The following is a 25,136-nucleotide window of genomic DNA, read 5'->3' as shown; positions in this document are numbered from 1 at the left end:
CTTCAGATCAGGTCGGTGGGTTCGCCGGTGCCCATGTACCTGGCGAGGTTGTGGTGCAGGTTGACGACGCTGCGCTCGCGGTACGGGTTCGGCTTGGGGCCGGAGAAGCCGCGTGACTTCATGCCCTGCTGCACGGCGGCCATATTGTCGAAGTCCTGGGGCAGCACGGAGCGCCAGCCGGGGTCGCCGACCGGGGTGTACTCCCAGTGCGTCTCCGGCTCCTGCCCCTCGGGGAAGAGTTCGAAGACGGCGGCCTCGAAGAGGCACTTGTCCGGATCGGCGCCGTTGGGCCGGAAGCGGTAGCAGAGCATGTTGTTCACCGCGTGCCCGATCTGGAAGTTCGGGAAGATCTGCCACGCGGTGCCCGCCTGCGCCACCACCGAGGGGTCGACCTTGGGCCAATCCACCCCGCGCGCTTGATCTTCCGCGCGGGCGGTGTCCAGCCAGTAGCGCAGCACCTGGTCGCTCGGGGTGCCCTCGGGCAGCTCGTCAACCAGCCGGTTGGCGACATCCACCAGGGTGCGGGTGGTGTTGGTGTTGGCGTTCTCCCAGGTGAAGTTCTGCAGCGTGGCGGTGGAGACCCTGGCGTCGGCGCCGCCGCCGACGCGCAGCTTGGCCTGGTTCTCCTCCATGCCCTTCGGCGCGTCGTAGCCGATGTTGGAGTGCTTGCCCTGCGGGCGCGCCCAGCCGAGGAAGCTGCCGAAATTGGTGAACTCCGGGTGCGTGTACGGCACGTGGTAGGTCTCCATGAAGGCCTCGAAGGCGACCTTCCAGTTGCAGTCGAAGTCGACCCAGCGGCGCCAGCGGTACCGCATCTTCTCCAGCTCGAAGTGCTCGAGCAGCGCGGCGGCGGGGTTCAGGTAGTCGCGCAGCGGCTCGGCCTCGGGATCCATGGTGATCCAGAGCCAGCCGCCCCAGGTGTCGACCTTGACCTGGTTCAGTCCGTCGTTGCGCTCGGTGAGGGCGCAGTTCCAGTCCTCGCGCTCGGGGACGAAGGTATTGCGGCCCTCCAGGTCGTAGCGCCAGCCGTGGAAGCCGCAGACGAACTGCTTGGCACTGCCGCGCGCGTCGTGCGCGCCGGGCGGGGTGTCGACCAGCCTGCGGCCGCGGTGCGCGCAGACATTGTGGTAGGCGCGGAAGGTGTCCGGCGCGGTGCGCACCACCAGGATGGAGTCGTTCATGATGTCGTAGGTCAGGTAGTTGCCGACCCGCGGGATCTCCTCCACCCGGCCGACCTGCTGCCACACCTTCGCCCACAGCTTGTCGCCCTCGGCGCGGGCGTACTCCGGCGAGATATAGGCATCGACGCCGATCTCCATCGGGGTCGAGAGCGGTTCCGTTGTGTTGTCGGTCATGACATCCTCCCGTTCGAAGGTCAGCGGGTGATCGCGGCCCGGAAGTCCTCGTTCTCCAGGAAGAGCGAGGTGTGGTCGGCGCCGAGGTGGGTCCACTTGAGGTTCAGCCCGCCGTCGACCAGCAGCGTCTGGCCGGTGATGTAGCTCGACAGGTCGGAGAGCAGGAACAGGATCGGCCCGGCCTGCTCCTCCGGGGTGCCGCGGCGGCCCATGGCGATGGCGGTGCGATCGCGCTCCGGGTCGTCGCCGACGTAGGCGGTGGAGGCGGGGGTCGCGGTGACGCCGGGCGCCACCGCGTTCACCCGGATGCCGGTCTGCGCCAGCTCGACCGCGAGCGTGCGGGTGGCCGCGACCAGCGCGGCCTTCGCGGTGCCGTAGGCGATGTGGAACGGGGCGGTGTTCATGCCGCTGATCGAGGAGAGCGAGACGATCGAGCCCGCGCGGTTCTCCGCTTTCAGCTCGGCGGCGACCGCCTGGCTGAGGAAGAACATGGTCTCCAGGTTCTGCGCGAAGAGCGCGCGCCAGTCCTCGCGGGTGACCCGGGTGGCAGGCATCCAGGTGGTCGGTGCCGCGCCGCCTGCGATATTGACCAGGCCGTGCAGCTCGCCGTCCGCGGTGCGGGCGCGCTCGAGGATGCTCGCGACGCCCTCGTCGGTGCTCGCGTCCGCGGCGAAGGGGATCACCGGAAGACCCGCTTCGGCAAGGGGTTCGACGTGCTCGGCGAGATTCTCCTTGCCACGGCTCACCGCGATCACGGTGGCGCCCGCCCTGGCGATCAGCTTGGTGACGGCGGTGCCGATACCACCGCCGCCCGCGCCCGCCACGATCACCACGCGGCCGGAGAGGCCGAGATCGATATCGCTCATGCCGCGCACCTCCGTGGTGCGGCCGGGAACTCGGCGTGGCCGGACTCGGGCACGACCATCACCCGTCGATGCGGACGGCGAGGACACTGCCCTCGGCGTCGGCGGAGACGTAGACGGTGCCGTCCGGGCCCGCGGTGATGCCGGCGAACGGCCCCATCGGGCCGGAGAACGGCGGCGTGCCCTTGAGCGGCTTGGCGACCACGCCCTCCGGCACCCCGAGGGGCAGCTCGGCGGCGAGCGTCTGCCTGGCCTTGGTCACCAGATCGACCGCGATCAGCGCCTTGAGCCCGACGTCGACGATGAGCAACTGGTTGCCGCGCACCAGGATTCCGTGCGGGGTCTCCAAGCCGTCCACCACGGTGTCGACCCCGCCCGCGCCCGCGGAGACGATGCGCCCGGCGCCGGACTCGGAGATCAGGACGGCATTGTCCGGGCCGAAGGCGACGCCGATCGGGCGCTGCAGCCCGGAGGCGATCACCTCGGTCTGCCCGCCGCGGATCGAGGCCACCTTTCCGGTGCCCGCGTCCGCGGTGACGATGGTGCCGTCCGCGGCGACCGCGACCCCGTACAGCTGGTCGAAGCCGTCGGCGATGAGCCCCGTCTCCGGCTCCGGGCCGTGCTTGTAGGTGACGATCTGCCCGGTCGAGGTCGAGCCGACGAACTCGCCGACGCCGGTCGCGGTGATGCCGCGCACGTAGCCGGGGGAATTGAGGCTGAACAGCGAGGCGACCACCTGGAGCGCGCCGTCGCGGAGTTCGTAGAGGAAGGTGCCGTCGGCGACGTAGAGCGTGCCGTCCGGGCCGACCGTGAGATCCAGCGGCCAGAGCAGCCCGCCGGGCAGCACGGACGCGCTGTCGCCGCCGCCGAGCACCTCGGTGATCGAGCCGTCGAAGCTGGAGACGAAGAGCCGGCCGTCAACGAACGTGCAGTTGTCCAGCCCGGGGGCGAGCTGGGCAAGCACCTCACGGTTGCCGGTGCGCGGGTCGATCCGCAGCACCTGGCCGGAGCCGGCCTGGGTGGAGACGATGAACCCGGCGGCGTCGAACTTCACCGAGTCCGGCCCGGCCAGGTCGCCGACGACCCGCTCCGGCGTCCCGCCGTCCGGGTCGATCCGCCAGATGTCGTTGGTGCCCATGACCGGGTAGTAGAGGAGCCCGTCCGGGCCGACCTCCATGGCGTTCGGCATGGGCAGGTTGTCCTGCAGCACCACCGGCGCGCTGCCGTCGAGCGGCAGCTCCATGAGCCGGCCGCCGATCCGGCACTCGTTGACGAAGAGCCTGCCGTTGTACACGGTGATGCCGTTGGCGCCGGGCAGGTCGTCGCGGAGCACCCGGCTGCTGCCGTCGGTGCCGCGCACGCTGACCCTGGCGTCCATGTACTCGGTGGCGATCAGGTTGCCCGCCGGGTCGAAGGCGATGTCGTCGGGGGCGACGATATCGCCGCCCTTGGCGCTGATCGTCTCCAGATCGCCGGTCCGCACGTCGAGCGCGCTGATCTGACTGCCTGCGACCTGCGCGATGTAGATGCGGTTGTCCGGGCCGGTGCGAAGGCCGTTGGCGCCGAACAGCCGGCTCGGCGGCGTGCGCCGCTCGACGCTGACGCCCTCGGCGAGGGTGAACGGTGTGGTGGTGCTGTAGCGCGCCCCTCGAGTCAAGGCGGAGCCTCCCGTGCGGATCGGAGGAGTGTGTCGCGGGCCACGCTACGTCAATCCTCACAAGGATTGCAATACTTGCCTTTAGTAATGAAAACCGAAGGCAGGCAGGGGTCGTCGGGTGGGCGCGCGGACCCGCCCGGCCGCGGGGCGGTGCTCGCCCCGCTGCCGGAATGTGATATGAACAATTTTGAGAATGAGATTACCCAGAATGCGCGCGAGCAGGGCGAATATCGCGGAAAGCGGGCTACAGCCGGGTGCGCGACACCGACTGCATGGCGAGCCGCGCCCCCGCCGAGGAGGCGTTCACCACGCCGCCGTCGAACCGTTCAAGGACGACGGCCTGGCTGGCGGCGAGGTGGGTCCGGTAGAGCCGCTCCGCCTCGGCGGCGCGGCCGGCCTCGATCTCCTTCGCGATCCGGCGGTGCGTGCGCACCACCGCGTTCGCCTCGTCGCGGGAGGGGTACTCGCCCTGCCTGGTGATCACCTCGGCCCAGGCCTCCTCCTGCGCCGACCACAGCGTGACCAGCGTGCTCACCACGTAGCGGACGGTGAGATTCGGCGTGTGCGCGACGATCAGATCGTGGAACTCGCGCGCGACGTGCGTGAAGGCGACGCCGTCGTCGAGCAGCCCCGCGGATTTCTCGACGTTCTCGGTGAGCGCGGGGACGACGGTCTCGGCGCGATCCGGCCTGGTGGCGCACTCGGCGGCGCAGGTGGGCTCCAGCATGCGCAGCCCCGCGGCCAGGTCGCCGAGCGTGACGCGGGCGCCCTGCAGCGCGAGCCCGAGGTGGTAGGCGGCCGACGTCGCGTCCGGCCGGTGCACCTCGGCGCCGCCGACATTGCCGCGCCGAACGGTGACCAGCCCCTCGGTCTCCAGGATGCGCAGCGCCTCCCGGATCGACGGGTAGCTGACCCCGAAGTCCTGGACCAGCTGGTCCTGGGTGGGGAGCCGGTAGGTGTCGTCCCCGGCCAGGATGCGGGTGCGCAGCTCGGCGGCGACGGTCTCCGCGATCCGGCGCTGCGGCACCCGGCCGCGGCGGGGGCTCGTCATCGGCGCCGCCCTTCGCCGGTCCGCCCGCGGGTCGCTCTCACCGTCATGGCGGCAGTGTAGTCAGCGGTGGATGACCATACAAATATTGCTATCCTTATGAGGATTGAAGTACGGTGCGACGCATGGACTTCACGATGGGCGAGGCCGCCGCGAGTCTGCGGGGCGAGCTCCGGCGGCTGATCGCCGCGGAGGTCCCGGACGGCTTTCTCGGCGCCTTCACCGACGACCCGGCGGATCTCGCGGTCGCGCAGCGGTTCAGCGGGGTGCTGGCCGAGCGCGGGCTGCTCTGCGCCGCCTGGCCGGAGCGGTTCGGCGGCCGCGGCGCCTCGGTGTGGGAGCAGACCGTCGTCCGCGAGGAGATGTGGGCGCAGCACGAACCGCGCGGCGCCCAGTACATGGGCGTCAACTGGGTCGGGCCGACCGTCATGCGGCACGGCACCGAGCAGCAGCAGCGCGAGCACCTGCCGCCGATCGCGCGCGGCGAGGTGATCTGGTGCCAGGGGTTCAGCGAGCCGGACGCCGGCTCCGACCTGGCCTCGCTGCGCACCGCGGCGCGGCCCGACGGCGACGGCTGGCTGATCTCCGGGCAGAAGATCTGGACCTCCTACGCGACCATGGCGCAGTGGTGCTTCCTGCTCGCCCGCACCGGGTCGGGGGAGCGGAAGCAGCAGGGGCTGACCGTTTTCCTGCTGCCCATGTCGGCGCCGGGGATCCTGGTGCGGCCGATCCGGTCCATGCTCGGGCCGCACCACCTGAACGAGGTGTTCTTCGACGGGGTGCGCGCCACCTCGGCCGACGTGCTCGGCGGGGTGGGCGAGGGCTGGTCGGTGGTGCGCGAGGTGCTCGCCTTCGAACGGGTCGGGATCGCGCGCTACGCCCGCTGCGAGCGGTTGCTGCTGACCGCGCCCGAGGTGCTCGGCGAGCGCTGGGCCACGCTGCCCGCGGCGCTGCCGGGGCGCTGGGCGCGCATGCTCACCAGGGCGCGGCGGGCGCGGTTGCTGGCTTATCAGGTGATCGCCACGCAGAGCACCGGCACGGTGGACCCGGCCGACACCGCCGCCTACCGGATCGCGGTCACCCGGCTGGACCAGGAGAGTGCGGCACTGCTCGCCGAGCTGGCGGCGCACGTGCCGGACGAGGAGGGGCCGCGGCGGCGCTTCCGCCGTGCGGTCGACGATCACTGGCGGTACGCGAATGCCGCCACCGTAGCCTCGGGGAGTATCGAGATGCAGCAGATTCTGCTGGCGCGGGCACTGCTCGGCGGGGGTCGCCGGAACGGGGAGGCGGCGTGAGTGCCGCGGCTGTTCCGCCCGAGGGGGCGCTGTCGTCCGGTGCCGGGGTAGCCCTGCCGCAGGCCGGCGTGCGGGCGGTGGTCGTGCACGACGCGCACGGGGAGCAGTCGCTGGAGGGGGGTGCGATGCATATCGAACTGGCCGATGAGGCGCGGGAATTCGGTGCGCAGGCGTTGCGTGCCCTGAAAGCCGCGGGCGGGGACGAGCTGGTGCAGCGGGCGGAGGCCGAGCCGGGGCTGCGGCACGGGCTGATCGCGCCGGTGCTGGAGCGGCTCGGCGCCTGGGAGCTGGCGCCGTATCGGGATCCGGTCGAGCTGGAGGCGGCGGCGGCGCTGTGCCGCAGCGCCGGGTACTGGGCGACGCCGTATCCGGTGGCCGAGCGGCTCGCCCGCCCGGACGATCTCGAGGTGGACGCGCTGGTCGTGGTGGCCGGCCCGGAATCGGCCGCGCCGCTCGCCGGGCTCGAGCTGCGGGTGGCCGCGGTCGGGTTGACCGGTTCGCGCGGGCTGGTGCGGGCACTGCCGGGCACCGGGACCGCGCGGGAGACCGCGTTCGTCGTACCGATCGAGGTCGTGCCGACCGATGCCGCCGGCGACCCGGCGCTCGCCCTGACCCTGCCCGGCTGGACCCTGCTCGGCATGCTCGACCGCGCCGTCGAACTCGCCCGCGAGCACGTGCTGCTCCGCGAGCAGTTCGGCAAGCCGCTGGCCGAGTTCCAGTCGGTGCAGTTCCAGCTCACCGACGCCGAGGTGGAGCGAAGGGGCGTCGAGATGCTGGCCCGCTACGCGCTCTGGAGCATCCAGGCGGGCCGCCCCGAGGCCGTCGCCGACGCGCTGGCGCTGCGGCTGGCCGCGCTGGAGGCCGCGGAGACCGTTTTCCGGGTGGCGCACCAGGTGCACGGCGCGCTCGGCTTCTGCGACGAGGCCACGCTCTCCTGGCTCTCCCGGCACAGCCTCCCGCTGCGCCGCCTTCCGCTCGGCATCGCCGGGACCGAGGAGGCGCTGGCCGCCCGCATCGGCACCGCCGGGCTGGCCGGGCTCTTCTCCGACCCGCGAGGGGTGTGACCGCCGTGCAGCTGCCTCCCGGGCTCACCATCACCGCCGACGGGCCGGTGCGCATCGTGCTCATCGACCGGCCGGACGAACTCAACGCGGTGAACGCCGACCTGCATCGCGCGCTGGCCGAGGTCTGGCGGCATCTGGCCGCCGACACCGAGGCAAGGGCGGTCGTGCTGACCGGTGCCGGTCGCGCCTTCAGTGCCGGCGGCGACCTGAACTGGATCACCTCGTTCCTGGACGACCCGGTGGCGCGGGACGAGAGTATTCGCGAGGGCGCGCAGATCATCGAGGAGCTGCTGCGTTTCCCGCTGCCGGTCATCGCGGCGGTGAACGGCGGCGCGGTCGGGCTCGGCGCGAGCATCGCGGTGCTCTGCGATGTGGTGCTCATGTCGGAGAAGGCGTATCTCGCCGATCCGCACGTGGCGGTCGGGCTGGTCGCCGGGGACGGCGGCGCCGCGTTCTGGCCCCTGCTCACGCCGATTCTGCGGACCAGGGAGTTCCTGTACACGGGGGATCGGATCGATGCGGCCACCGCCGTGCAGGTGGGGCTGGCGAGCCGGGTCGTCGCGCCGGACGCACTGCTCGACGAGGCGCTGGCGCTGGCGCGGCGGTTGGCGGCGCAGCCGGTGGAGGCGTTGCGAGGGACCAAGCGGGTGGTGAACATGTATCTGTCGCAGGCGCTGGGCGGGCCGATGCAGGCGGGGTTCGCGGCGGAGGTCGTCTCCATGCAGAGTGCGGAGCACCGGGATCGGTTGCTGGCGTTGCGGGATCGCGCGCGGTGAGCGCGGAGGAGCTCGGGGCGTTCCGGGAGCGGGTCAGGGAGTGGTGCCGGCGCGAGATTCCGGCTGATTGGCGGCAGGCGCAGACCGGTGTCGGTGGGGCGGATTTCGTCGCGTTCCAGCAGGACTGGTTCCAGCGGCTGCGCCGGGCCGGGTTCGCGGTTCCGCACTGGCCCGCGGAGTACGGCGGCGGCATGCCGGTCGAGCAGCAGATCGTGCTCTACCAGGAGCTGGCCGCGCACGACGCGCCACGGCTCGTGCTCGCCTTCGTCTCGGTGCACCACGCCGCAGCCACCCTGCTCGGCGCAGGCACCCCGGAGCAGCGGCGGAAACACCTGCCCGCGATTCTGGACGGCGAGATCTGGGTGCAGGGCTTCTCCGAGCCCGGCGCAGGCTCGGACCTCGCGGCCCTGCGCACGGCCGCGCGCCGCGAGGGCGAGGAGTTCGTCGTCACCGGGCAGAAGGTGTGGGCCAGCGGCGCCCAGTACGCCGACTGGTGCCTGCTCCTCGCCCGCACCGACCCGGAAGCGCCCAAGCGGCGCGGCATTTCGTACTTCCTGCTCGACATGCGCAGCAAGGGGATCGAGGTGCGGCCCATCCGGCAGGCCACCGGCGACGCGCACTTCTGCGAGATCTTCCTGGACGAGGTGCGCATCCCGGCCGAGAACCTGATCGGTGCCGAGAACGAGGGCTGGCAGGTCGCGCAGCAGACGCTCGGCGCCGAGCGCGGGCTGACCATGCTCGAGCTCGCCGAGCGGCTCGGCCACGCCGGATTCCGGTGGCTGGTCGATGGGGCGCGGGTGCACGACGACCCGGTGGTCGACGATCGGCTCGCCGCGCTGGAGATCGAGCTCACCGGGTTGCGTGCGCTCTGCCGCGACCTGGTCGAGCGGCACGAAGCCGGGACGGCCGGGCCCGCCGACGCCTCCGTGGTGAAACTCTTCTATAGCGAACTGCTACAGCGGATGACGGATTTCGGGGCCGAGCTCGGTGGGGTCGGTGCGCACACGGTGTTGCGCAAACCCGCGTCCGGCGGGTGGGAGTCCGGGGCCTGGGTGCTGGACTTCATCGGGTCCTGGGAGTGGACCATTCCCGGGGGGACCAGCGAGATCCAGCGCACCATCATCGGGGAGCGCGGGCTCGGGCTGCCGCGGGAACCGGTGGTGCCGTGAGCGCGTTCGCGGAGTTCCACGACGAGTTGCGGTCCGTTGCCAGGGAGCTGCTCGGCAAGGCGGGGGACGGGCCGGTGCCCTGGGACGCTGTCGCTCGGGCCGGGTGGCCGGGGCTGGCGGTGCCCGAGGAGTTCGACGGGGCCGGGGCGGGGGTCGCCGAGGTGGCTCTGCTCCTGACCGAAGCCGGTCGGGCTGCCGCGCGGACCGCGCTGCCCTCGGTGCTCGCACTGAGCGTGCCCGCGCTGCTCGCCGTCGGTGGTGATGCGCTGCGGGACGAGGTATTGCGCGCGGTGGTGGCGGGGCGGCGGGTGCCGGTCGTCGTGCTCGGGAGCGATTCCCCGTTCGGGGAGGGCGGTACGGGGGCTACGGCGTCCGACTCCGCGGCCTTCCGGCTGGCGGGCGGGCGGGTGACCGGCGCCGCGCACTTCGTGCTGGACGCTCCGACGGCGGATCTGCTGCTGATCCCGGCTCGCGATGCCGGTGGCGACGCGGTTCTCGCCGCGGTCGATCCCGATGCCGTGACCTGCACTCCTGTACCGCTGGTCGACGCCACCCGGACGGTCGGCTCCGTCACCGCGGACGGCGCGGAACCCCGCGCGGTGTGGCGGTTCGAGAGGCCGTTCGCGCTGGGCGCGCGGGCCGCGCTGGCGACGGCGTGCGACTCGCTCGGCATCGCCGAGGCCATGCTGGACGCGACCGTCGCCTATGTGCGGGTGCGGGAGCAGTTCGGCCGCCCGGTCGGCTCGTTCCAGGCGGTCAAGCACGCGTGCGCCGACATGCTGGTCCGGGTGACCGTCGCCGGGCACCTGGTCGCCGAGGCGGTCCGTGCTCTGGAGACATCCGCACCCGGTGCGGAGATCTCCGCCGGCATGGCCAAGTCCTACGCCACCGAGGCGGCGGTCGCGGTCGCGGGCAGCGCGATGCAGCTGCACGGCGGCTACGGCTACACGTGGGAGAGCGGCATCCACACCTACCTCAAGCGCGCCACCCTCGACCGCGCCCTCTTCGGCACCCCCGCCGCCCACCGCCGCATTCTCGCCGCCCGCTACCGCGCCTGAGGCGCTATCGGAGCCGAGGCGGCGGCGCGGCGAGCGCACCGGCGAAGGCGGGTGCGGCGCAGAGCGCGGCGTGACCGGGGCCCGCGTCGGGCACGACGACGCTGCCGCTGATGGTGACCGCGGGGGTCAGCGGGATGGCGGCGATCCCACGGGAGCCGAGCTCGGCGACCTGGTCGGCGGGCAGCACCGTCCAGCTCTCCGGATCGGCCCCGATCTCGATGACCGCGTCCCGCGCGGCCCCCGCGGGCCGCCCGAGCCGCGGCCGCACCCCGGATTCGCGCACCGCGCTCGCCACCGCATCGTGCAACTGCCGATCGTGCTCCCTGGCGGGCATGCGCAGCACCCCGCCCGCCAGATCCTCGAACGAGACCGCGGCCAGCCCGGCCGCGACATGCCTGCGGGAGACGACCGCGAGCAGCGGTTCGGTCCAGGTCGGCAGCACGGTGAAGCCGGGCGCCGAGACCTCGCCGCGGGCGAGCGCCAGATCCAGCTCACCGCGCCGCAGCGCACTCAACCGTGCGGTGAGCGGCAGATCCACCAGCACCACGTCGAACGGCTCGCCCGCCGCGCGCAGCGCGTCGATCCCGCGCTCCAGCCTGGCCCCGAGCCCGGGCGCGATCCCGATCCGCAGCGTCACCGCGTGCGCACCCGCCGCCGCCCTGACCTCCTCGGCCGCGGACAGCGCGGTCCGCGCCGCCGCGAGCACCCGCTGCCCGGCACTCGTGAGCCGGACCCGGCGCGGCGAGCGGTCCAGCAGCCGCACCCCGAGTTCCCGCTCCAGCCGGGCGATCTGCTGGCTCACCGCGGGCTGCGCGATGTGCAGCCGCTCGGCGGCCCGGCCGAAGTGCAGCTCCTCGGCGACCGTCACGAAGTACCGGAGCGCCCGCAGTTCCATAAGCGGAGCTTATCGCTGCGCGTGCGGTTCCGATCTGGCTCCCCGCCCGCGTGGCTGCTGAAGTCGTTGCATGGGTATCGAATTGGGGTTGTTCGGTGCGCACCTGCGTGCGCACGAGGTGGACGGGGCCGGGGCCGCGCGGCTGGAGCGGGCCGGGTTCGGCACGCTGTGGCTGGACGCCTCGCCGCCCGCCGACCTCGCGTACGCCGAACGGCTGCTCGCGGCGACCACCCGGCTCACCGTCGGGACCAGCGTGGTGAACGTGTGGTCGGCGGACCCGGTGACGGTGGCGGCGTCGTACCACCGGATCGCCGGGCGGTATCCGGACCGGTTCCTGCTCGGGATCGGAATCGGGCACCGGGAGGTCGACACCGGCTACGCCTCGCCGTACGACACGCTGGCCGCGTACCTGGACACCCTGCGGGAAGCGGGAGTGCCGCAGCAGCGAATCGTGCTCGCCGCGCTCGGCCCGCGCATGCTGCGGCTGGCGCGGGAGCGGGCGGGCGGCACCGTCCCCTGCCTGGTCACCCCCGAGCACACCCGCCGGGCGCGCGCGATCGTCGGCCCCGACCGGCTCCTGCTCCCCGGCCACTTCGCGCTCCCCGAGCCGGACCCGGCCGCGGCCCGCACGCTCGCCCGCTCCGGCCCGCCCGGCACCGCCATCGCCGTCACCAACTACGCCGCCAACCTCCGCCGCCTCGGCTACACCGATGCCGACCTGGCAGGTACCGGCAGCGACCGCCTCATCGATGCCCTTGCGCTGCACGGCACCGCCCCCGAGGTGGTCACCGCCCTCACCGCCCATCTCGACGCAGGCGCGGACCACGTCGGCATCTACCCCCTCGGCCCCGACCCGATCGGCACCCTCTGCCTGCTCGCCGCCGAAGCCGGAACGCACCGCTGAAACACCGCGCGAGGGGCTCCGGCACCGACTCCCTTGTCGGCCTCCGGAACCCCTCGCGCGCCCATCCGGCGCCACACCGTTGTGGCGCCGAGACTCAGCCCAACCGCTTCGCGGCCAACTCCCGCAGGTCGGACGACTTGATCTTCGCGCTCCCGGTGAGCGTGAACTCCTCCTCCGCGAAGAGCAGCACATGCCGTGGCACCTTGTAACTGGCCAACCGCTCCCGCAGGAACCCGCGCAGCGCGTCCCCGTCCACCGCGGCTCCCGGCTGCGGTACCACACACGCCACCACGACCTCGCCGAGCGTCTCGTGCGGCACCCCGACCGTGCGCCCCACCTTCACCCCGGGGAACCGCGCCAGCTCCTCGTCCACCTCGAGCGGCGAGACATTGGCCCCGCCGGTCTTGATGATGTCGGTGAGCCGCCCCTCCCAGTACAGCCGGTCGACGTCGTCCAGGTAGCCGCCGTCGCCGGTGTGGAAGTACCCGTCGGCGTCGAGCGTCTCGTCCAGCGGTGTGCCGACGTAGCCGAGCATGAGCGTCGGCCCCTTGACGCAGATCTCGCCGCTCTCGCCGCGCGCGAGCACCGCGCCGCCGAGCGGGTCGGTGATCTTCACCGTCACCCCGGGCAGCGGCACCCCGCTGCTGCCCGCGTGCACCTCGTCCGGCGTGCAGGCGGGGTAGCAGGTGGTGATGGTGAAGGTCTCGGTGTTGCCGTAGGCGTGGCCGCACTCGGTCCACTCGGTGGTCACCGTCGGGTGCGCCGCGGCGGGCGTGTGCTTGTCCACGAAGGTCAAGCTGCTCAGGTCGGTCTCCGCCCAGTTGGGCGCGCCGGCGAGCTGGGCCCACTGGTGCGGCCAGGCCACCGGGAAGGTGACCCGCTCCGACTCGATCAGCGCCACCGCCTCGGCGGCGTCGAAGAGCCGCTGCAGCACCAGGGTGCCGCCGACGGCGAGCGTGGCGCCGAGCGCCTGGCCGAAGTTGCCCGACCAGAAGAAGCCGTTGGCGGTCCAGCAGCGCACGGTGTCGTCCGGGGTGAAGCCGAACATCTGCCCGAAGCGCCACATCTGCACCGCCACCCCGCGGTGCGCGCTGCGGATCCCCTTCGGCTTGCTCGTCGTCCCCGAGGAGAAGAAGAGCACGGCGGTGTCGCTCGGCCGCACCGAGTCCGCGGCGGCCTCGACCAGCTCGGCCGGTTCGCTCGCGCCGCGGGCAAGGAAGGTGTCCCAGCCTTCGATCGTGCCGCCGGTCGGCTCGCCGACCACGGCCAGGTGCCGCAGGAACGGGTACGCCGTCGAGCGCAGTTCACCGGGGGCCGTCCCGGCCAGTGCCGGTTCGAGTTCGGTGAGCACCGCGGCGAAATCGGCCCGCGCCACGTGCCGTTCGAACAGCAGCACCGACACCCCGGAGACCCGGAGCAGGTGGTCCAGCTCGGCCGGGGTGGAGAAGGTGCTCAGCGCCACCGCCACCCCGCCGGCCAGCGAGGTGCCGAAGACGGCGGCCAGCCACTCCGGCCGGTTGGTCATGAGCACGCCGACGCGGGAGTCCTTGCCGACGCCCGCGGCCCGGAGCGCACGGGCGACCTCGACCGCCCGATCGTGCAGTTCGCGGTACGTCCAGCTGACGCCGCCGGGGACGCGCAGCGCCTCCCGGTCGCCGTAGCGTGCGGTGACCTCGCGCAGGAAGCCGGGCAGGGTGAGCGGGCCGAGCCCGGGTTCGTCGGCAAGGGGTGGTCCCGCGGCGATGGCGGGGGAGCGGGTGGTCATGGTTTCCGTGCCCCTCAGTGCGGGAGTTCGATCTCGGCGAGGCAGCTGACCAGCGTGCCGAAGTTCTGGTCGGTGAGCTTCAGCTTCACCTGCACCAGCGGCACGCCCCACGCCGAATCCGTGATCTTGTCCACGATCTCGGCGTCGAAGTAGGTGACGTCGCCCTCGAAGGCGGGCAGCCGGAAGTCGGCCTTGGTGTGCCGCACCAGGCCGTCGTTGCCCGCCCAGTAGCCGAGGTAGTCGGTGCACCAGGCGCCCATGGTGGCGCCGTAGCCGTAGGCCCGCGCCATGCCGACCTCGCCCGCCTTGTCGCCGTCGATGTGCCCGCGCGACGGGCCGACGTAGAGGCCGTCGCGCTTGCGCGGGTCGATCTTGGCGCCCTCCTCGTCGAACTCGAAACCCTCGGTCCAGCCCGGGTCCTGGTTGATCCACGGATCCTTGATCCCGGGCGGCGCGACCCAGCCGAAGGTGCCCCAGATATTGAAGAGGAAGGCGCGGTACTCGGTGGTGAAGGTGGCGATGCTGTGCGGGCCGATCACCCGGCGCGGCAGCTTGTCGCCGACCTTCACCTCGTCGAAGTGCGGCGAGACGCCGAGCCGGTTGGAGAGGATCCACTCGTGCCGCAGCTGCTCCACCTCGGTGAGCTCGGCGGCGGTCCAGCGCTTCACCTCGCCGAGCTGGTTCTCGTACATGCCGCGCTTGTTCGCCTCCTCGGCGAGGTAGCGGATGGCGGTGGAGCGTTCCCTGGCGACCAGCACGCCGTGCTGGTTGCGGTGCGTGGTGTCGCCGCGGGAGAACATGGTCGGCCCGGCGAACTTGGTCTCGGCCACCTTGTAGTCGTGGAAGCGGCGGTCCTGGAACAGGGTGTCGCCCGGACGTACCGGGGCGCCGTAGAACCACCACTCCTCGCCGCCGAAGATCAGGTGCGAGCCGGGGATGTGGCCGACGCAGGCGGGCTGCGCGCCGTGGCCGTAATCCAGGCCGACCGCGATGGATTGCGGGGCGATCAGCCCGCCGTAGCGGGATTCGCGGGCGAACTCGTGATCCCAGTGCAGCGGGTTCGGGTAGTCCATCGCCATCACCCAGCGGCGGATGTCCGAGGTGCTGCACGGGTCCCACAGCTGGCCGCCGCCGACGGGTTTGCCCACCCGGTGGTCGACATCGGAAAGGTCGAGTTCGACGCCGCCCGGCGACGTGACCGCGCCCTTGCCCGGAGCCGAATTACTCCGCCCGGCGGCGGCTTTCCGCGCGGGCGCGGCCTTCGTCGCCCGGGCAGCCTTGGTCGCGGGTGCGGCCTGGCTCGCGGCCGCGCCGGTATCCGCGGGTGCGACCTTGCTCTCGGACGCGTCGGCAGCCGCGGTCGCTCCCGCGGTCTTCCGCGCGCCGGCTCCGGTTCCCGCCGTCTTCCGCGGCGTTGCGGAATTACCTGTGCTCACGGCTGCTCCTCAGCGATTCACGTCGACGACGATGCGACCGCGAACGGTCCCGTCGATGAAGCGGCCCGCGGCGGCGATCGCCTCGCCCAGCGGGATCTCGGTGGCGATCGAATCCAGCGCACCCGGGTCCAGATCGCGGGCCAGCCGCGCCCACGCCTCGAGCCTGCGCTCCTTCGGCGCCTGCACACTGTCGATGCCGAGCAGCGTCACCCCGCGCAGGATGAACGGCGCGACGGTGCCGGGCAGATCCATCCCCTGCGCCAGCCCGCAGGCAGCGACCGCGCCCCCGTACCTGGTCTGGGCGGCGGCGTTCACCAGCGTGTAGCTCCCCGCGGTATCGACCACCCCCGCCCAGCGCTCCTTCTGCAGCGGCTTCCCGCGCTCGGCGAACTCCGCCCGGTCGAGCACGGTGCTCGCGCCGAGCCCCTTCAGGTACCCGGCCTCGGCCGCCTTCCCGGTCGCCGCCGCCACGGTGAACCCGGCCGCGCCGAGCAGCGCGATGGCGACACTGCCGACCCCGCCGGTCGCCCCGGTCACCAGGATCTCGCCGTCCCCGGGGCGAATCCCGAAGCGCTCCAGCGCCTCGACGCAGAGGGCGGCGGTGTACCCGGCGGTGCCGATCGCCATCGCCTGCCGCGCGTCGAAGGCGGACGGCAGCGGGATCAGCCAGTCGCCGTTCACCCGCGCCCGCTGCGCCAGCCCGCCCCAGTGCGATTCGCCGACGCCCCAGCCGTTCAGGATCACGGCGTCGCCCGCCGACCAGTCCGGGTGGTCGCTCTCCGCGACCACACCGGCGAAGTCGATGCCGGGAACCATGGGGAACTTGCGCACCACCGGCGACGAGCCGGTGAGCGCGAGCGCGTCCTTGTAGTTGAGCGTGGAGTAGGCGACGTCGACCGTCACGTTCCCCTCCGGCAGCGCGCTATCGTCCACGCTGGTCAGCGCCGCCGTCGTGCCCGCGTCGCCCTTCTCGATGAGTAGTGCAGAAGACATCGCCGAGAGTGTCCTTCCTCCGGTCGGAGCTGATTCTCATCGCAGATGAGAATGCAATTCTCCTATGGGTAAAATTATGCTTTCATCCAGGTGTTCGGGTGTCAACCGGCTCGCGCCGGAAACTTGCAGTTCAGCGGGCTGTCCAGCCGCCGTCCACGACGACGGTCTGCCCGGTGACGTAGCGCGCGGCGTCGCCCGCGAGCCAGGTGATGGCGCCGACCAGGTCCTCGGCGGTGCCCTCGGTGGGCAGCGGGGTGTTGCGGCGCAGGTAGGCGGCGCCGCGCTCGTCGTCGTAGAGGCTGTCGGTGATCTCGGAGCGGAAGAAGCCGGGCGCCACCGTGTTCACTCGGATCGAGTGCCGCGCCCACTGCACCGCCAGCTCCGCGGTGAGCCCGGAGAGCCCCGCCTTGCTCGCCGCGTAGGAGGCCTGCGGGATGCCGGGCACCCCGACCCGCCCGCTGATCGAGGAGACGTTCACGATCGCGCCGCCGCCCGCGTCCCGCATGTGCGGGAAGACGGCCTGGGCCAAGAGGAACGGTGCCACCAGGTTCAGCCCGATGGTGTCGTGCACGGCATCGAGCGGCTCGTCCTCGGCGCGCGCGGTGGTGAACCGGTTGCCCGCGGCGTTCACCAGGATCACCGGCGGCCCGAGCTGCTCGACGACCGCGGGCACGATCTCGGCCACCTGGGCGGGATCGGAGAGGTCGCGCGCAATGGGAAGGCCGCCGGTCCGCGCGGCGAGCTCGTCGAGCCGATCCGCGCGCCGCGCGACCACCGCGACCCGGGCGCCCAGCTCGGCCAGGGTCTCCGCCACCGCCGCGCCGAGCCCCGAGGAGGCGCCGGTCACGATCGCCACCCGCCCCCGCAGGCCGAACAGCCGCAACACCGGCCCCGGTTCGGCGCTCATCGGGCCGGCTCCGCGTCCGCCGCGGTGACCAGGGCGGTGAGCCCGGTCCGCTCCACCTTGCCCATGGCGTTCACCGGCAGCGCCGCCACCCGCGTCCAGACCTCGGGCACCTTGTACCCGGCCAGTTCGCGGCGACAGTGTGCCGCCAGCTCCGCGAAGTCGAGCTCGCGCGCGCTCTCGACCACGGCGGCGACCTTCTGCCCGAGTCGCTCGTCCGGCACCGGGCAGACCGCCACCTTGGTGACGTCCGGATGGGTGGCGAGCACCCGCTCCACCTCCAGCGGGTAGACGTTGGCGCCGCCGCGAATGATCACCATCTTCTTGCGGTCGAGCACCGCGAGGTTGCCCGCGGCGTCGACGGTGCCGATGTCGCCGGTGGCGAACGGCCCCGCCTCGACCGGCCGGACCGCACCGTCCGCCCAGTACCCCAGCGTCGGCCGCCAGAGCCCGGCCCACGGGCCGTCGCTCGCGGCGGCGAGCCGGAGTTCGCCGAGCGCGCCGGGCTGCAGCCGGGTGCCCGCGTCGTCGTAGGCGGCGACATCGAACTGCGGAGTCACGACGCCGCTGGCGCCAGGGGTCCAGGCGGCACCGGGCGGATCGATGGCGACCACGGTCGGCGCCTCGCTGAGCCCGTAGGTGGCGCGCGGGACGATCCCGTGCGCGGTGGCGAACGCCGCGCGCAGGGTGTCGGGAGTGTCACTGCCGCCGCTCCACACCTCGCGCAGCGAACCGAGGTCCGCCTCCGGGCGCCGCGCCAGGTCGTGCAGCTGGGCCGGGGCGCCGTTCCACACCGTCACCGCGTGCCGCTCGATCCACTCGGCGACCCCGGCGGCGTCCCTGCGGTCCATGATCACCGCGCAGCCCTGCGCCTGCGCCGTGGTCAGGGTGGAGAGCACCAGCATGTTCAGGATGGTGAGCGGGAAGCTGTCGCCGCGGCGCAGCTCCGGCCCCCAGCCCCTGGTGGCGACGGTGACCGCGCCGGGAAGCAGCAGGTTGCGCTGGCTGTGCACCACCGCCTTCGGCCGGCCGGACGTACCGCTCGTGAAGCCGATTCCGGCCGGGGCGTCGATGTCGTGCGCCACCTCCGGAGCCGGTCCGGCGCTCGCGACGAGCTCCGCCCACCGATCCGGATCGACGGCGGAACGGGATTCTCCGGACCAGCGCGGCCCGGCAAGCACCGCGCGCGGTTCGAGCAGATCGTGCAGGTACTGCTGCTCGGCGGGGGCAAGCGCCTCGCCGATTCCGGCCCAGATCGCACCGATCCGCTGCGCGCCGTGGAAGGCGGCGACGATCTCGAGATCGTTGGGCAGGCAGGCGGCGACCCGGTCGCCCGGTCGGACGCCGAGCGCCCAGAACGCCCCCGCTGCCCGTGCCGCGCGCTCGTTGAGCTCGCGATAACTCCAGGTCCCGGCGGCACCGATGACGGCGGGGGCCGCCGGGCGTGCGGCGAGTGCGGCGTCGAGCACGGCCGCGATCGGGCGCGGGGCGCGGAGTTCGCCGGAGAAACTGTCCACCGCTCTTTGATACCACTATCCTTGCAAGGATTCATCAGATAGCGGCGGAAGAGGACGCGATGGAGCACACAGGTCCGCTCTCCGGGGTGCGGGTCATCGATCTCACGGCGATGGTGATGGGCCCCTACTGCACCCAGATCATGGCCGACATGGGCGCCGACGTGATCAAGGTCGAGCCGCCGCGCGGCGACGACACGCGGTACATCTCGGTCGGGCCGGAGCCGGGGATGGGCGGGGTCTTCGTCAACGTCAACCGGGGTAAACGCAGCGTGGTGCTCGATCTGCGCACCGAGGCGGACGCCGCGGCGCTGCGCGAGCTGGTGGCAGGGGCCGATGTCTTCGTGCACTCCATGCGGGCCGCCGCCATCGAGCGGCTCGGCTTCGGCTACGCCGATGTCGCGGCGCTGAACCCGGGCATCGTCTACACCAATTGCTACGGCTACGGCCGCGGCGGCCCGGACGCCGATCGACCCGCCTACGACGACACCGTGCAGGCCGAGTGCGGGATTCCCGCGGCGCAGGAGATGCTCACCGGCACACCGGGGTACATGGGCAGCATCGTCGCGGACAAGGTGGCCGGGCTGACCGCGGTGTACGCCACCACGATGGCGCTGTTCCACCGCGAGCGCACCGGGGAGGGGCAGGAGGTGGAGATCGCCATGTTCGAGACCATGGCGGCGTTCATGCTGGTCGAGCATGCGAACGGGCGGCTCTTCGACCCGCCGCTCGGTCCGGCGGGGTATCCGCGGGCGGTGACGCCGAATCGGCGGCCGTACAAGACGGCCGACGGGTACCTGGCGGCGCTGGTCTACAACGACAAGCACTGGGCCGCGTTCGTCGGCGCGGTGCAACCGGCCTGGGCCGGGCCGGAGTTCGCGACGCTGACCCAGCGGGCGGCGCGCATCGACGAGGTGTACGGGCTGCTCAGCGCGACCTTCGCCGAGCGAACCACCGCGGCGTGGCTCGCGCTGCTGCGCGACCTGCAGATCCCCGCGGCGGCGGTGAACTCGCTGGACGACCTCTTCGACAACGAGCACCTGAACGCGGCCGGTTTCTTCCAGACGGTGGATTCACCCAACGGGCCCCTGCGCTTCCCCGGCCCGCCCGCCTGGTTCTCCCGCACCCCAGGCCGCATCGCGGGCCCCGCCCCCCGGCTCGGCGCCGACACCGAGGCGATCCTGGCCGGCCTCGGACGCGCGGAGCCCGTTTCGGGATCGGCGCGGCACTCCGGTGCGAACGGCACCGCCGCGAACGGGTCCGCGCGGTGACCGCGATCCCGCGCGCCGACCTCGACCTCCGGACCATCCTCCGCCCCGGCGACCACATCGTCGCCGGCCAGGCCTGCGGCGAGCCCACCTCGCTGATCGAGGCCCTGATCGAGCAGGGCCCGGCGATCCCGGACCTCTCGCTCTTCATCGCGACCAGCTTCTCCGGCCTCCTCACCCCGGCCGCCGCCAAGGCGTTCCGCCCGGTGAGCATGGGCGCCATCGGCGCGCTCCGCGCCCTCGCCAAGGCGCACCTGCTCGACGTGATCCCGTGCCACGTGAGCCGCGTCGGCCCGATGCTGGCGACCGGAGCCATCCCCTGCGACGTCGCCTTCGTCCAGGTACCCCCCGCCGACCCCGACGGCACGCACAGCCTCGGCCTGATCAGCGACCACGTCCTCGCCGCCGTCCGCGCGGCGCGAACCGTGGTGGCCGAGGTCAACGACCGGGTCCCGCGCACCGCGGGCGAGCGCATCGCCGCGGCCGACATCGACTACGCCGTCGCGGTCTCGCGGGACCCGGTGCAGGTGCCGCCCGCACCGATCACCGAGCTGGACCAGTCCATCGCGGCCAACGTCGCCGAGTTCATCGGCGACGGCTCGGTGCTGCAGGTCGGCGTCGGCGCGGTCCCGGACGCCGTGCTCCGCCTGCTCGGCGACCGCCGCGACCTCGGCGTGCACTCCGGCATGCTCGGCGACGGCCTGGTCGACCTGGTCGAGGCGGGGGTGATCACCAACGCGCGCAAGGCGATCGACACCGGCGTCTCGATCACCGGCGCCCTGATCGGCACCGACCGCCTCTACCGCTTCGCCGACGGCAACGACCGCATCCGCATGTGCGCCACCCCCTACACCCACGACCCCGCGGTGCTGGCCCGGCTCGACCGGCTGGTCACCATCAACTCCGCGGTCGAGGTCGACCTGACCGGCCAGGTCAATGCCGAGCAGAGCGGCTCGGCCTACCTGGGCGGCACCGGCGGCCAGGTCGACTTCGTGCGCGCGGGCGCCCGCTCGCCGGGCGGGCACGCGGTGATCGCGCTGCCCGCCACCGCCAAGGGCGGCACGGTCAGCCGGATCACGGCCGCGCTCTCCGGCCCGGTCACCACCGCGCGCAGCGACGTGGACGTGATCGTCACCGAGTTCGGCGCCGCCGAGCTGGCCGGCCGCACCCTGGCCGAGCGCGCGCGCCGCCTCGTCGCCATCGCGCACCCCGATTTTCGCGACGACCTGGAGCGCGCGGCCCGCGAGATCCAGCGGAGAGGATTCTGATGAGCGACGACGCCGTCCTGTTCGACGCCCGCCCGGACGGCATCGCCGTCCTCACCCTGAACCGCCCCGGCACCCGCAACTGCCTGGCGAAGGATGTCCGCGACGGCCTCTTCGCCGCCTGGGAGCGCTTCGAGCGCGACCCCGCGCTGCGCGTCGCGATCCTCACCGGCGCAGGCCGCACCTTCTGCGCGGGCGGCGACCTCCAGGAGATGGTCGCCACCGGCATGGGCGTCCCGCCGCGGGATATGTTCCCGCTGCCCTACGACACCATCGAGCTGAGCAAGCCGACCATCGCCGCGGTCAACGGCCACGCCTTCGCCGGTGGCTGGATGATCGCGCAGGCCTGCGACCTCTGCGTGGCCAGCACCGCCGCGACCTTCGCCGTCACCGAGGTCAAGGTGGGGCGCAGCTCGCCGTGGGCGTCGCCGCTCATCCACATGATCCCGCAGCGGATCATGATGGAGATCCTGCTGACCGGGAAGCCGATCGACGCCCGCCGCGCCTACGAGATCGGGCTGGTCAACCGGCTCGCCGAGCCCGAGAACCTGCTGGAGACCGCGCTGGAGCTGGCCCGCGACATCCTGGCGGGCGCGCCGCTCTCGGTGCGCGCCGCCAGGGAGACGGTCATGCTCGCCACCGAGATGGGGCGCTCCGCGGCCCTGCGGGCGGCCAGGCACGCCTCGACCGAGTGCTACGAGAGCGCCGACGCGCAGGAGGGGCCGCGTGCCTTCGCCGAGAAGCGCAGGCCGGAGTGGAGCGGACGTTGACCGGGTCCGCGAGCACATGCTAAGCATGTGCTCAGCCTTCACGCCGAGCGTTCGCTCGAGCTCGACCAGGGGAGTACCGCCATGGCCGGAAACGCCAACGAGCCCGCTACCGCGACCGCCGTCGAGGCGACGATCCTGCTCGACGGCCGCACCGAGACGGTGCTGCTCGCCTCCGACGACACGGTGCTGGAGGCGGCCCGCAGGGCCGGGCTGAACCCGCCCTTCGCCTGCGAGGCGGGGAACTGCGGCACCTGCATGGCCGTGCTGCGGGAGGGCCGGGTGGAGATGCGGATCAACGACGCGCTGACCGATGAGGACCTCGCCGAGGGGTACGTCCTCACCTGCCAGTCCGAGCCGCGCACCCCCGCCATCACGATCGAGTACGAGTAGTCACGGCTCGATCAGCACCTTGCCGACGGCCCGGCCGTCCGCGACCAGCCGGAGCGCGGCCGGGGTCTCCGCCAGCGGATAGCGCGCGCCGATGTGCGGGCGGACCGTGCCGTCGGCGAGCAGCGCGGCCAACTCGGTCCGATGCCGTCGGTAGAGGTCGGGGTCGAGGTCGCCGAACTGGAAGCCGAGCACCTGGATGCCCTTGATCAGCACCAGGTTCAGCGGGATGCGGGGGATCACGCCGGAGGCGAAGCCGATGGTCACGTAGCGGCCGCCGCGGGCCAGCGCGCGCAGCGCGGGTTCGGCGAGCTCGCCACCGACGGGGTCGATGACGGCCTGCGCGCCGTCCGGGAGCACGGTGCGCAGCGCCGCGCGCAGATCCCCCTTCGGGTCGACGGTGGCGGCCGCGCCGCCGGCGCGGGCGGCCGCGCGCTTCTCCGGCGTCGAGGCCACCGCGGTGACCTCGGCCCCGAGCGCGGTGGCGAGCTGCACCGCGGCCAGCCCGACCCCGCCGCCCGCGCCGAGCACGATCACCCGATCGCCCGCGCCGACCCGCGCCACCGCACGCAGCGCGTGATAGGCGGTGCCGTGCGCGACCCCGGCCGCGGCGGCGACATCGAACGGCAGCCCGTCCGGAATGCGCCGCAGCGCGGTGGGATCCGCGCGCACCAGCTCCGCGAAGGCGCCGGTGATGCCGGTACCGGTCACCCGCTCCCCGGCCGCGAACCCGCCACCGGCCGCCGCGACCACCCCGGCGAACTCGCTGCCGACCACGAACGGCGGCGGCACCCGCACCTGGTACCGCCCGGCGACCAGCAGCACATCGGGGAAGTTCACCGCCGCGGCCACCACCCGCACCCGCACCGCGCCGGATTCGGGCTCCGGCATCTTCCGTACCTCGACCACCTCGGGCGGCCCGTACGCCGGGCACACCGCGGCGCGCACCTCAGCGACCCCGCCACACCGGTGGCCGCTTCGCCAGGAACGCCCGCGCCCCCTCGGCCGCGTCCGCGCTGGTGAAAACGGTGCGCTGCCAGTGCGCCCGCCGCTCCGCCGCCCGCGCGGGGTCGGTGACCGCGAGCCGCACCAGCTCCTTGCAGGCGGCCAGGCCGAGCGGGGCATTGGCCGCGATCCGCTCGGCGTACTCCAGCGCGGTCGCGAAGACCAGGTCCGGCGCGACGACCGCGTTGAACAGCCCGAGCTGATACCCGCGCGCGGCGGTGATCGACGCGCCGGTGAGCGTGAGCTCCAGCGCGATGTGCACCGGAATGCGCGCCCCGATGGCGGTGCCGCCCCCGCCGGGGAAGAGCCCGCGCCGCACCTCGGGGAAGGCGAAGGTCGCGTTCTCCGCGGCGATCAGGATATCGCCGCCGAGCAGCAGTTCCAGCCCGCCGCCGACCGCCGAGCCGTTCGCCGCCGCGACCACCGGCACGGTCAGCTCGCCCCCGGTGAGCCGCAGGTACCCGACCGCGCCCGGCGAGCTGTCGTTGAACTCGGCGCCGGAGGCGAAGGCGCGCAGATCCATGCCGGAGCAGAAGGCGCGATCACCCGCGCCGGTGAGCAGCAGCACCCGGATGGTGGGGTCGGCCTCCGCGGCCAGCGCCGCCGCGCCGATCCCCTCGATCATGGGGACGGTCAGGGCATTCCGCGCGGCCGGGCGGTTCAACCGGATGAGCCCGACCGCGCCGTGCCGCTCGTACTCGAATTCGGCGCTCATCCGCGGTACCCCGTGCTCTCGGCGAGCTCGGCGGCCGAGCGCATGAGCTCGGGCACGATCGGCCCGAAGGAGAGCAGCTTCTCGTCGCCGCCCGCGCGCTGGAAGCCCTGCTCCAGCACGATGGCCAGCTTCCACTGCGCCAGCACCAGGTAATAGTCCAGGTCGTCGACCTGCCTACCGGAGACCGCGGCGTAGTGCGCGGCCACCTCTTCGCGCGAGGGCAGGTGCTTCATGTCGACGTAGGCGAAGGCGCTCGGTTCCGGGTCGGCGGTATTCAACGGCCAGCCCTGCAGCATCCACGCCAGATCCAGTTTCGGGTCGCCGACGGTGCCCATCTCCCAGTCCACGATGGCGGCCAGCCTGGCCGGGCCGCCGTGCCGGTACATGACGTTCGCGAACTGGTAGTCGCCGTGCATGATGCCAGGCACGAAGTCGAGCGGGCGGTGCGCGCGCAGCCAGTTCGTCGCGGCGTCCATGCCGTCCAGTTCGCGGCCCCTGATCCGGTCGAAGAAGCCGGTCCAGCGGTCGACCTGGCGATCGTGGAAGCCATCCGGGCGGCCCAGATCGCCGAGGCCGCGGCCCTGCCAGTCCACCCGGGAGAGCAGCGCGATGCCCTCGGCCAGTTGCAGCGCCAGCCCGCGGCGGGACTCGATGTCGCCGTCGAAGGGGTCGGGCCAGGCCTGCTGGTGGTCCATCGGCGACCAGCCGTCCACGAAGCCCATGAGGTAGAAGGTGCGGCCGAGCACCGCCGGGTCGGTGCAGACCGCGAGCGCGGGGGTGTGCGGGACGTCGGTGCCGTCCAGCGCCGCGATGATCCGCCACTCGCGCAGGATTCCCCTGTCCCGGTCGGGCGGGGCCGCCGCCGGTGGAATACGCAGGGCCGCGCGGAAATCGGCGCGCGCCACCTCGTAGATCTCGTTCTGGGTGCCGCCGGAGAGCAGCCGGGTGCGGAGCGGGGCGCCGGAGCCGGGCAGCCCGGCCGCATCCATCCAGGCGGCCAGCCGCGGGGTGTGCAGGTCGGTCATCGCAC

23 protein-coding genes are annotated in these 25,136 nt (G+C 72.9%); 10 read left to right on the top strand and 13 right to left on the bottom strand.

The genetic code is table 11. The annotated features are described in order from the left end of the window. Positions 1-2: 2 nt before the first annotated feature. From ACFUJ1_RS12245 to ACFUJ1_RS12230, 4 genes are all read right to left on the bottom strand, one after another. Complete coding sequence (locus tag ACFUJ1_RS12245) at positions 3-1,355, bottom strand: SRPBCC family protein (RefSeq protein ID WP_378645075.1); 1,353 nt, start codon at positions 1,353-1,355, stop codon at positions 3-5. Between the two features lie 20 nt (positions 1,356-1,375). Further along, the gene (locus ACFUJ1_RS12240; RefSeq protein WP_378645074.1) at positions 1,376-2,221 is read right to left on the bottom strand and encodes an SDR family NAD(P)-dependent oxidoreductase; all 846 of its coding nucleotides are present in this window, start codon (positions 2,219-2,221) and stop codon (positions 1,376-1,378) included. Between the two features lie 58 nt (positions 2,222-2,279). Next, the gene (locus ACFUJ1_RS12235) at positions 2,280-3,875 is read right to left on the bottom strand and encodes an SMP-30/gluconolactonase/LRE family protein (RefSeq protein WP_378645072.1); all 1,596 of its coding nucleotides are present in this window, start codon (positions 3,873-3,875) and stop codon (positions 2,280-2,282) included. 244 nt (positions 3,876-4,119) lie between these two features. Next, complete coding sequence (locus ACFUJ1_RS12230; protein ID WP_378645070.1) at positions 4,120-4,926, bottom strand: FadR/GntR family transcriptional regulator; 807 nt, start codon at positions 4,924-4,926, stop codon at positions 4,120-4,122. A 122-nt stretch (positions 4,927-5,048) separates the two neighbouring features. Here ACFUJ1_RS12230 and ACFUJ1_RS12225 point away from each other — a divergent pair, with 122 nt between their 5' ends. The 5 genes from ACFUJ1_RS12225 to ACFUJ1_RS12205 all read left to right on the top strand — a co-directional run bounded on the left by ACFUJ1_RS12225 (position 5,049) and on the right by ACFUJ1_RS12205 (position 10,285). Beyond that, a complete protein-coding gene (locus tag ACFUJ1_RS12225) occupies positions 5,049-6,218 on the top strand; it encodes an acyl-CoA dehydrogenase family protein (RefSeq protein WP_378645069.1) in 1,170 nt (389 codons plus the stop codon). 125 nt (positions 6,219-6,343) lie between these two features. Beyond that, the gene (locus ACFUJ1_RS12220; RefSeq protein WP_378645341.1) at positions 6,344-7,282 is read left to right on the top strand and encodes an acyl-CoA dehydrogenase family protein; all 939 of its coding nucleotides are present in this window, start codon (positions 6,344-6,346) and stop codon (positions 7,280-7,282) included. A gap of 5 nt (positions 7,283-7,287) precedes the next feature. Continuing rightward, positions 7,288-8,058 (top strand): enoyl-CoA hydratase/isomerase family protein, encoded by a 771-nt coding sequence (locus ACFUJ1_RS12215; protein WP_378645067.1) that lies wholly within the window; start codon positions 7,288-7,290, stop codon positions 8,056-8,058. Beyond that, positions 8,055-9,227 (top strand): acyl-CoA dehydrogenase family protein, encoded by a 1,173-nt coding sequence (locus ACFUJ1_RS12210; protein WP_378645066.1) that lies wholly within the window; start codon positions 8,055-8,057, stop codon positions 9,225-9,227. Before ACFUJ1_RS12215 ends, ACFUJ1_RS12210 begins: the two co-directional genes overlap by 4 nt. Continuing rightward, positions 9,224-10,285 (top strand): acyl-CoA dehydrogenase family protein, encoded by a 1,062-nt coding sequence (locus ACFUJ1_RS12205; RefSeq protein WP_378645064.1) that lies wholly within the window; start codon positions 9,224-9,226, stop codon positions 10,283-10,285. The genes ACFUJ1_RS12210 and ACFUJ1_RS12205 overlap by 4 nt, the downstream gene beginning before the upstream one ends. Positions 10,286-10,289: 4 nt before the next feature. On the opposite strand, the gene ACFUJ1_RS12200 is transcribed toward ACFUJ1_RS12205, so the two are convergent. Continuing rightward, complete coding sequence (locus ACFUJ1_RS12200) at positions 10,290-11,180, bottom strand: LysR family transcriptional regulator (RefSeq protein ID WP_378645063.1); 891 nt, start codon at positions 11,178-11,180, stop codon at positions 10,290-10,292. A 70-nt stretch (positions 11,181-11,250) separates the two neighbouring features. On the opposite strand from ACFUJ1_RS12200, the gene ACFUJ1_RS12195 reads away from it, so the two are divergent. Then, positions 11,251-12,084, top strand: a complete 834-nt coding sequence (locus ACFUJ1_RS12195; protein WP_378645061.1) for a TIGR03620 family F420-dependent LLM class oxidoreductase — start codon at positions 11,251-11,253, stop codon at positions 12,082-12,084. A 94-nt stretch (positions 12,085-12,178) separates the two neighbouring features. Here the strand turns inward: ACFUJ1_RS12195 and ACFUJ1_RS12190 are convergent, their stop codons facing one another. The 5 genes from ACFUJ1_RS12190 to ACFUJ1_RS12170 form a co-directional block, all read right to left on the bottom strand. After that, positions 12,179-13,849 carry a class I adenylate-forming enzyme family protein gene (locus ACFUJ1_RS12190; RefSeq protein WP_378645060.1) on the bottom strand — a complete coding sequence of 557 codons (1,671 nt, stop codon included), beginning with the start codon at positions 13,847-13,849 and terminating at the stop codon, positions 12,179-12,181. Positions 13,850-13,863: 14 nt separating this feature from the next. Next, positions 13,864-15,285, bottom strand: coding sequence for a MaoC family dehydratase N-terminal domain-containing protein (locus ACFUJ1_RS12185; protein ID WP_378645058.1), 1,422 nt, complete (start codon positions 15,283-15,285; stop codon positions 13,864-13,866). Between the two features lie 9 nt (positions 15,286-15,294). Next, a complete protein-coding gene (locus tag ACFUJ1_RS12180) occupies positions 15,295-16,278 on the bottom strand; it encodes an MDR family oxidoreductase (protein WP_378645057.1) in 984 nt (327 codons plus the stop codon). Positions 16,279-16,408: 130 nt separating this feature from the next. Next, complete coding sequence (locus tag ACFUJ1_RS12175) at positions 16,409-17,185, bottom strand: SDR family NAD(P)-dependent oxidoreductase (RefSeq protein WP_378645055.1); 777 nt, start codon at positions 17,183-17,185, stop codon at positions 16,409-16,411. Beyond that, entirely contained in the window at positions 17,182-18,699 is a 1,518-nt protein-coding gene (locus ACFUJ1_RS12170) for a class I adenylate-forming enzyme family protein (RefSeq protein WP_378645054.1), read from the bottom strand. Before ACFUJ1_RS12170 ends, ACFUJ1_RS12175 begins: the two co-directional genes overlap by 4 nt. 59 nt (positions 18,700-18,758) lie before the next feature. Here ACFUJ1_RS12170 and ACFUJ1_RS12165 point away from each other — a divergent pair, with 59 nt between their 5' ends. From ACFUJ1_RS12165 to ACFUJ1_RS12150, 4 genes are all read left to right on the top strand, one after another. Beyond that, positions 18,759-19,967 carry a CaiB/BaiF CoA transferase family protein gene (locus ACFUJ1_RS12165; protein ID WP_378645052.1) on the top strand — a complete coding sequence of 403 codons (1,209 nt, stop codon included), beginning with the start codon at positions 18,759-18,761 and terminating at the stop codon, positions 19,965-19,967. After that, a complete protein-coding gene (locus tag ACFUJ1_RS12160) occupies positions 19,964-21,232 on the top strand; it encodes an acetyl-CoA hydrolase/transferase family protein (RefSeq protein ID WP_378645050.1) in 1,269 nt (422 codons plus the stop codon). Before ACFUJ1_RS12165 ends, ACFUJ1_RS12160 begins: the two co-directional genes overlap by 4 nt. Further along, complete coding sequence (locus ACFUJ1_RS12155; RefSeq protein ID WP_378645049.1) at positions 21,232-21,999, top strand: enoyl-CoA hydratase/isomerase family protein; 768 nt, start codon at positions 21,232-21,234, stop codon at positions 21,997-21,999. The genes ACFUJ1_RS12160 and ACFUJ1_RS12155 overlap by 1 nt, the downstream gene beginning before the upstream one ends. Positions 22,000-22,080: 81 nt before the next feature. Then, entirely contained in the window at positions 22,081-22,389 is a 309-nt protein-coding gene (locus ACFUJ1_RS12150; protein WP_378645339.1) for a 2Fe-2S iron-sulfur cluster-binding protein, read from the top strand. On the opposite strand, the gene ACFUJ1_RS12145 is transcribed toward ACFUJ1_RS12150, so the two are convergent. The 3 genes from ACFUJ1_RS12145 to ACFUJ1_RS12135 are packed head-to-tail and all read right to left on the bottom strand — an operon-like array spanning position 22,390 to position 25,131. Beyond that, positions 22,390-23,334, bottom strand: coding sequence for a zinc-binding dehydrogenase (locus ACFUJ1_RS12145; protein ID WP_378645047.1), 945 nt, complete (start codon positions 23,332-23,334; stop codon positions 22,390-22,392). It abuts the gene before it with no gap. 1 nt (position 23,335) lies between these two features. Continuing rightward, a complete protein-coding gene (locus ACFUJ1_RS12140) occupies positions 23,336-24,106 on the bottom strand; it encodes an enoyl-CoA hydratase-related protein (protein WP_378645046.1) in 771 nt (256 codons plus the stop codon). After that, positions 24,103-25,131, bottom strand: coding sequence for a phosphotransferase family protein (locus ACFUJ1_RS12135; protein WP_378645044.1), 1,029 nt, complete (start codon positions 25,129-25,131; stop codon positions 24,103-24,105). The genes ACFUJ1_RS12140 and ACFUJ1_RS12135 overlap by 4 nt, the downstream gene beginning before the upstream one ends. Positions 25,132-25,136 lie beyond the last annotated feature (5 nt).

The sequence above is a fragment of the Nocardia sp. NPDC057227 genome (genome assembly GCF_042669725.1).
GTDB classification, from domain to species: Bacteria; Actinomycetota; Actinomycetes; order Mycobacteriales; family Mycobacteriaceae; genus Nocardia; species Nocardia asteroides_A.
The sequence above is the reverse complement of the archived record's forward strand: the minus strand, read 5'-3'. Positions and strand labels throughout refer to the sequence as shown.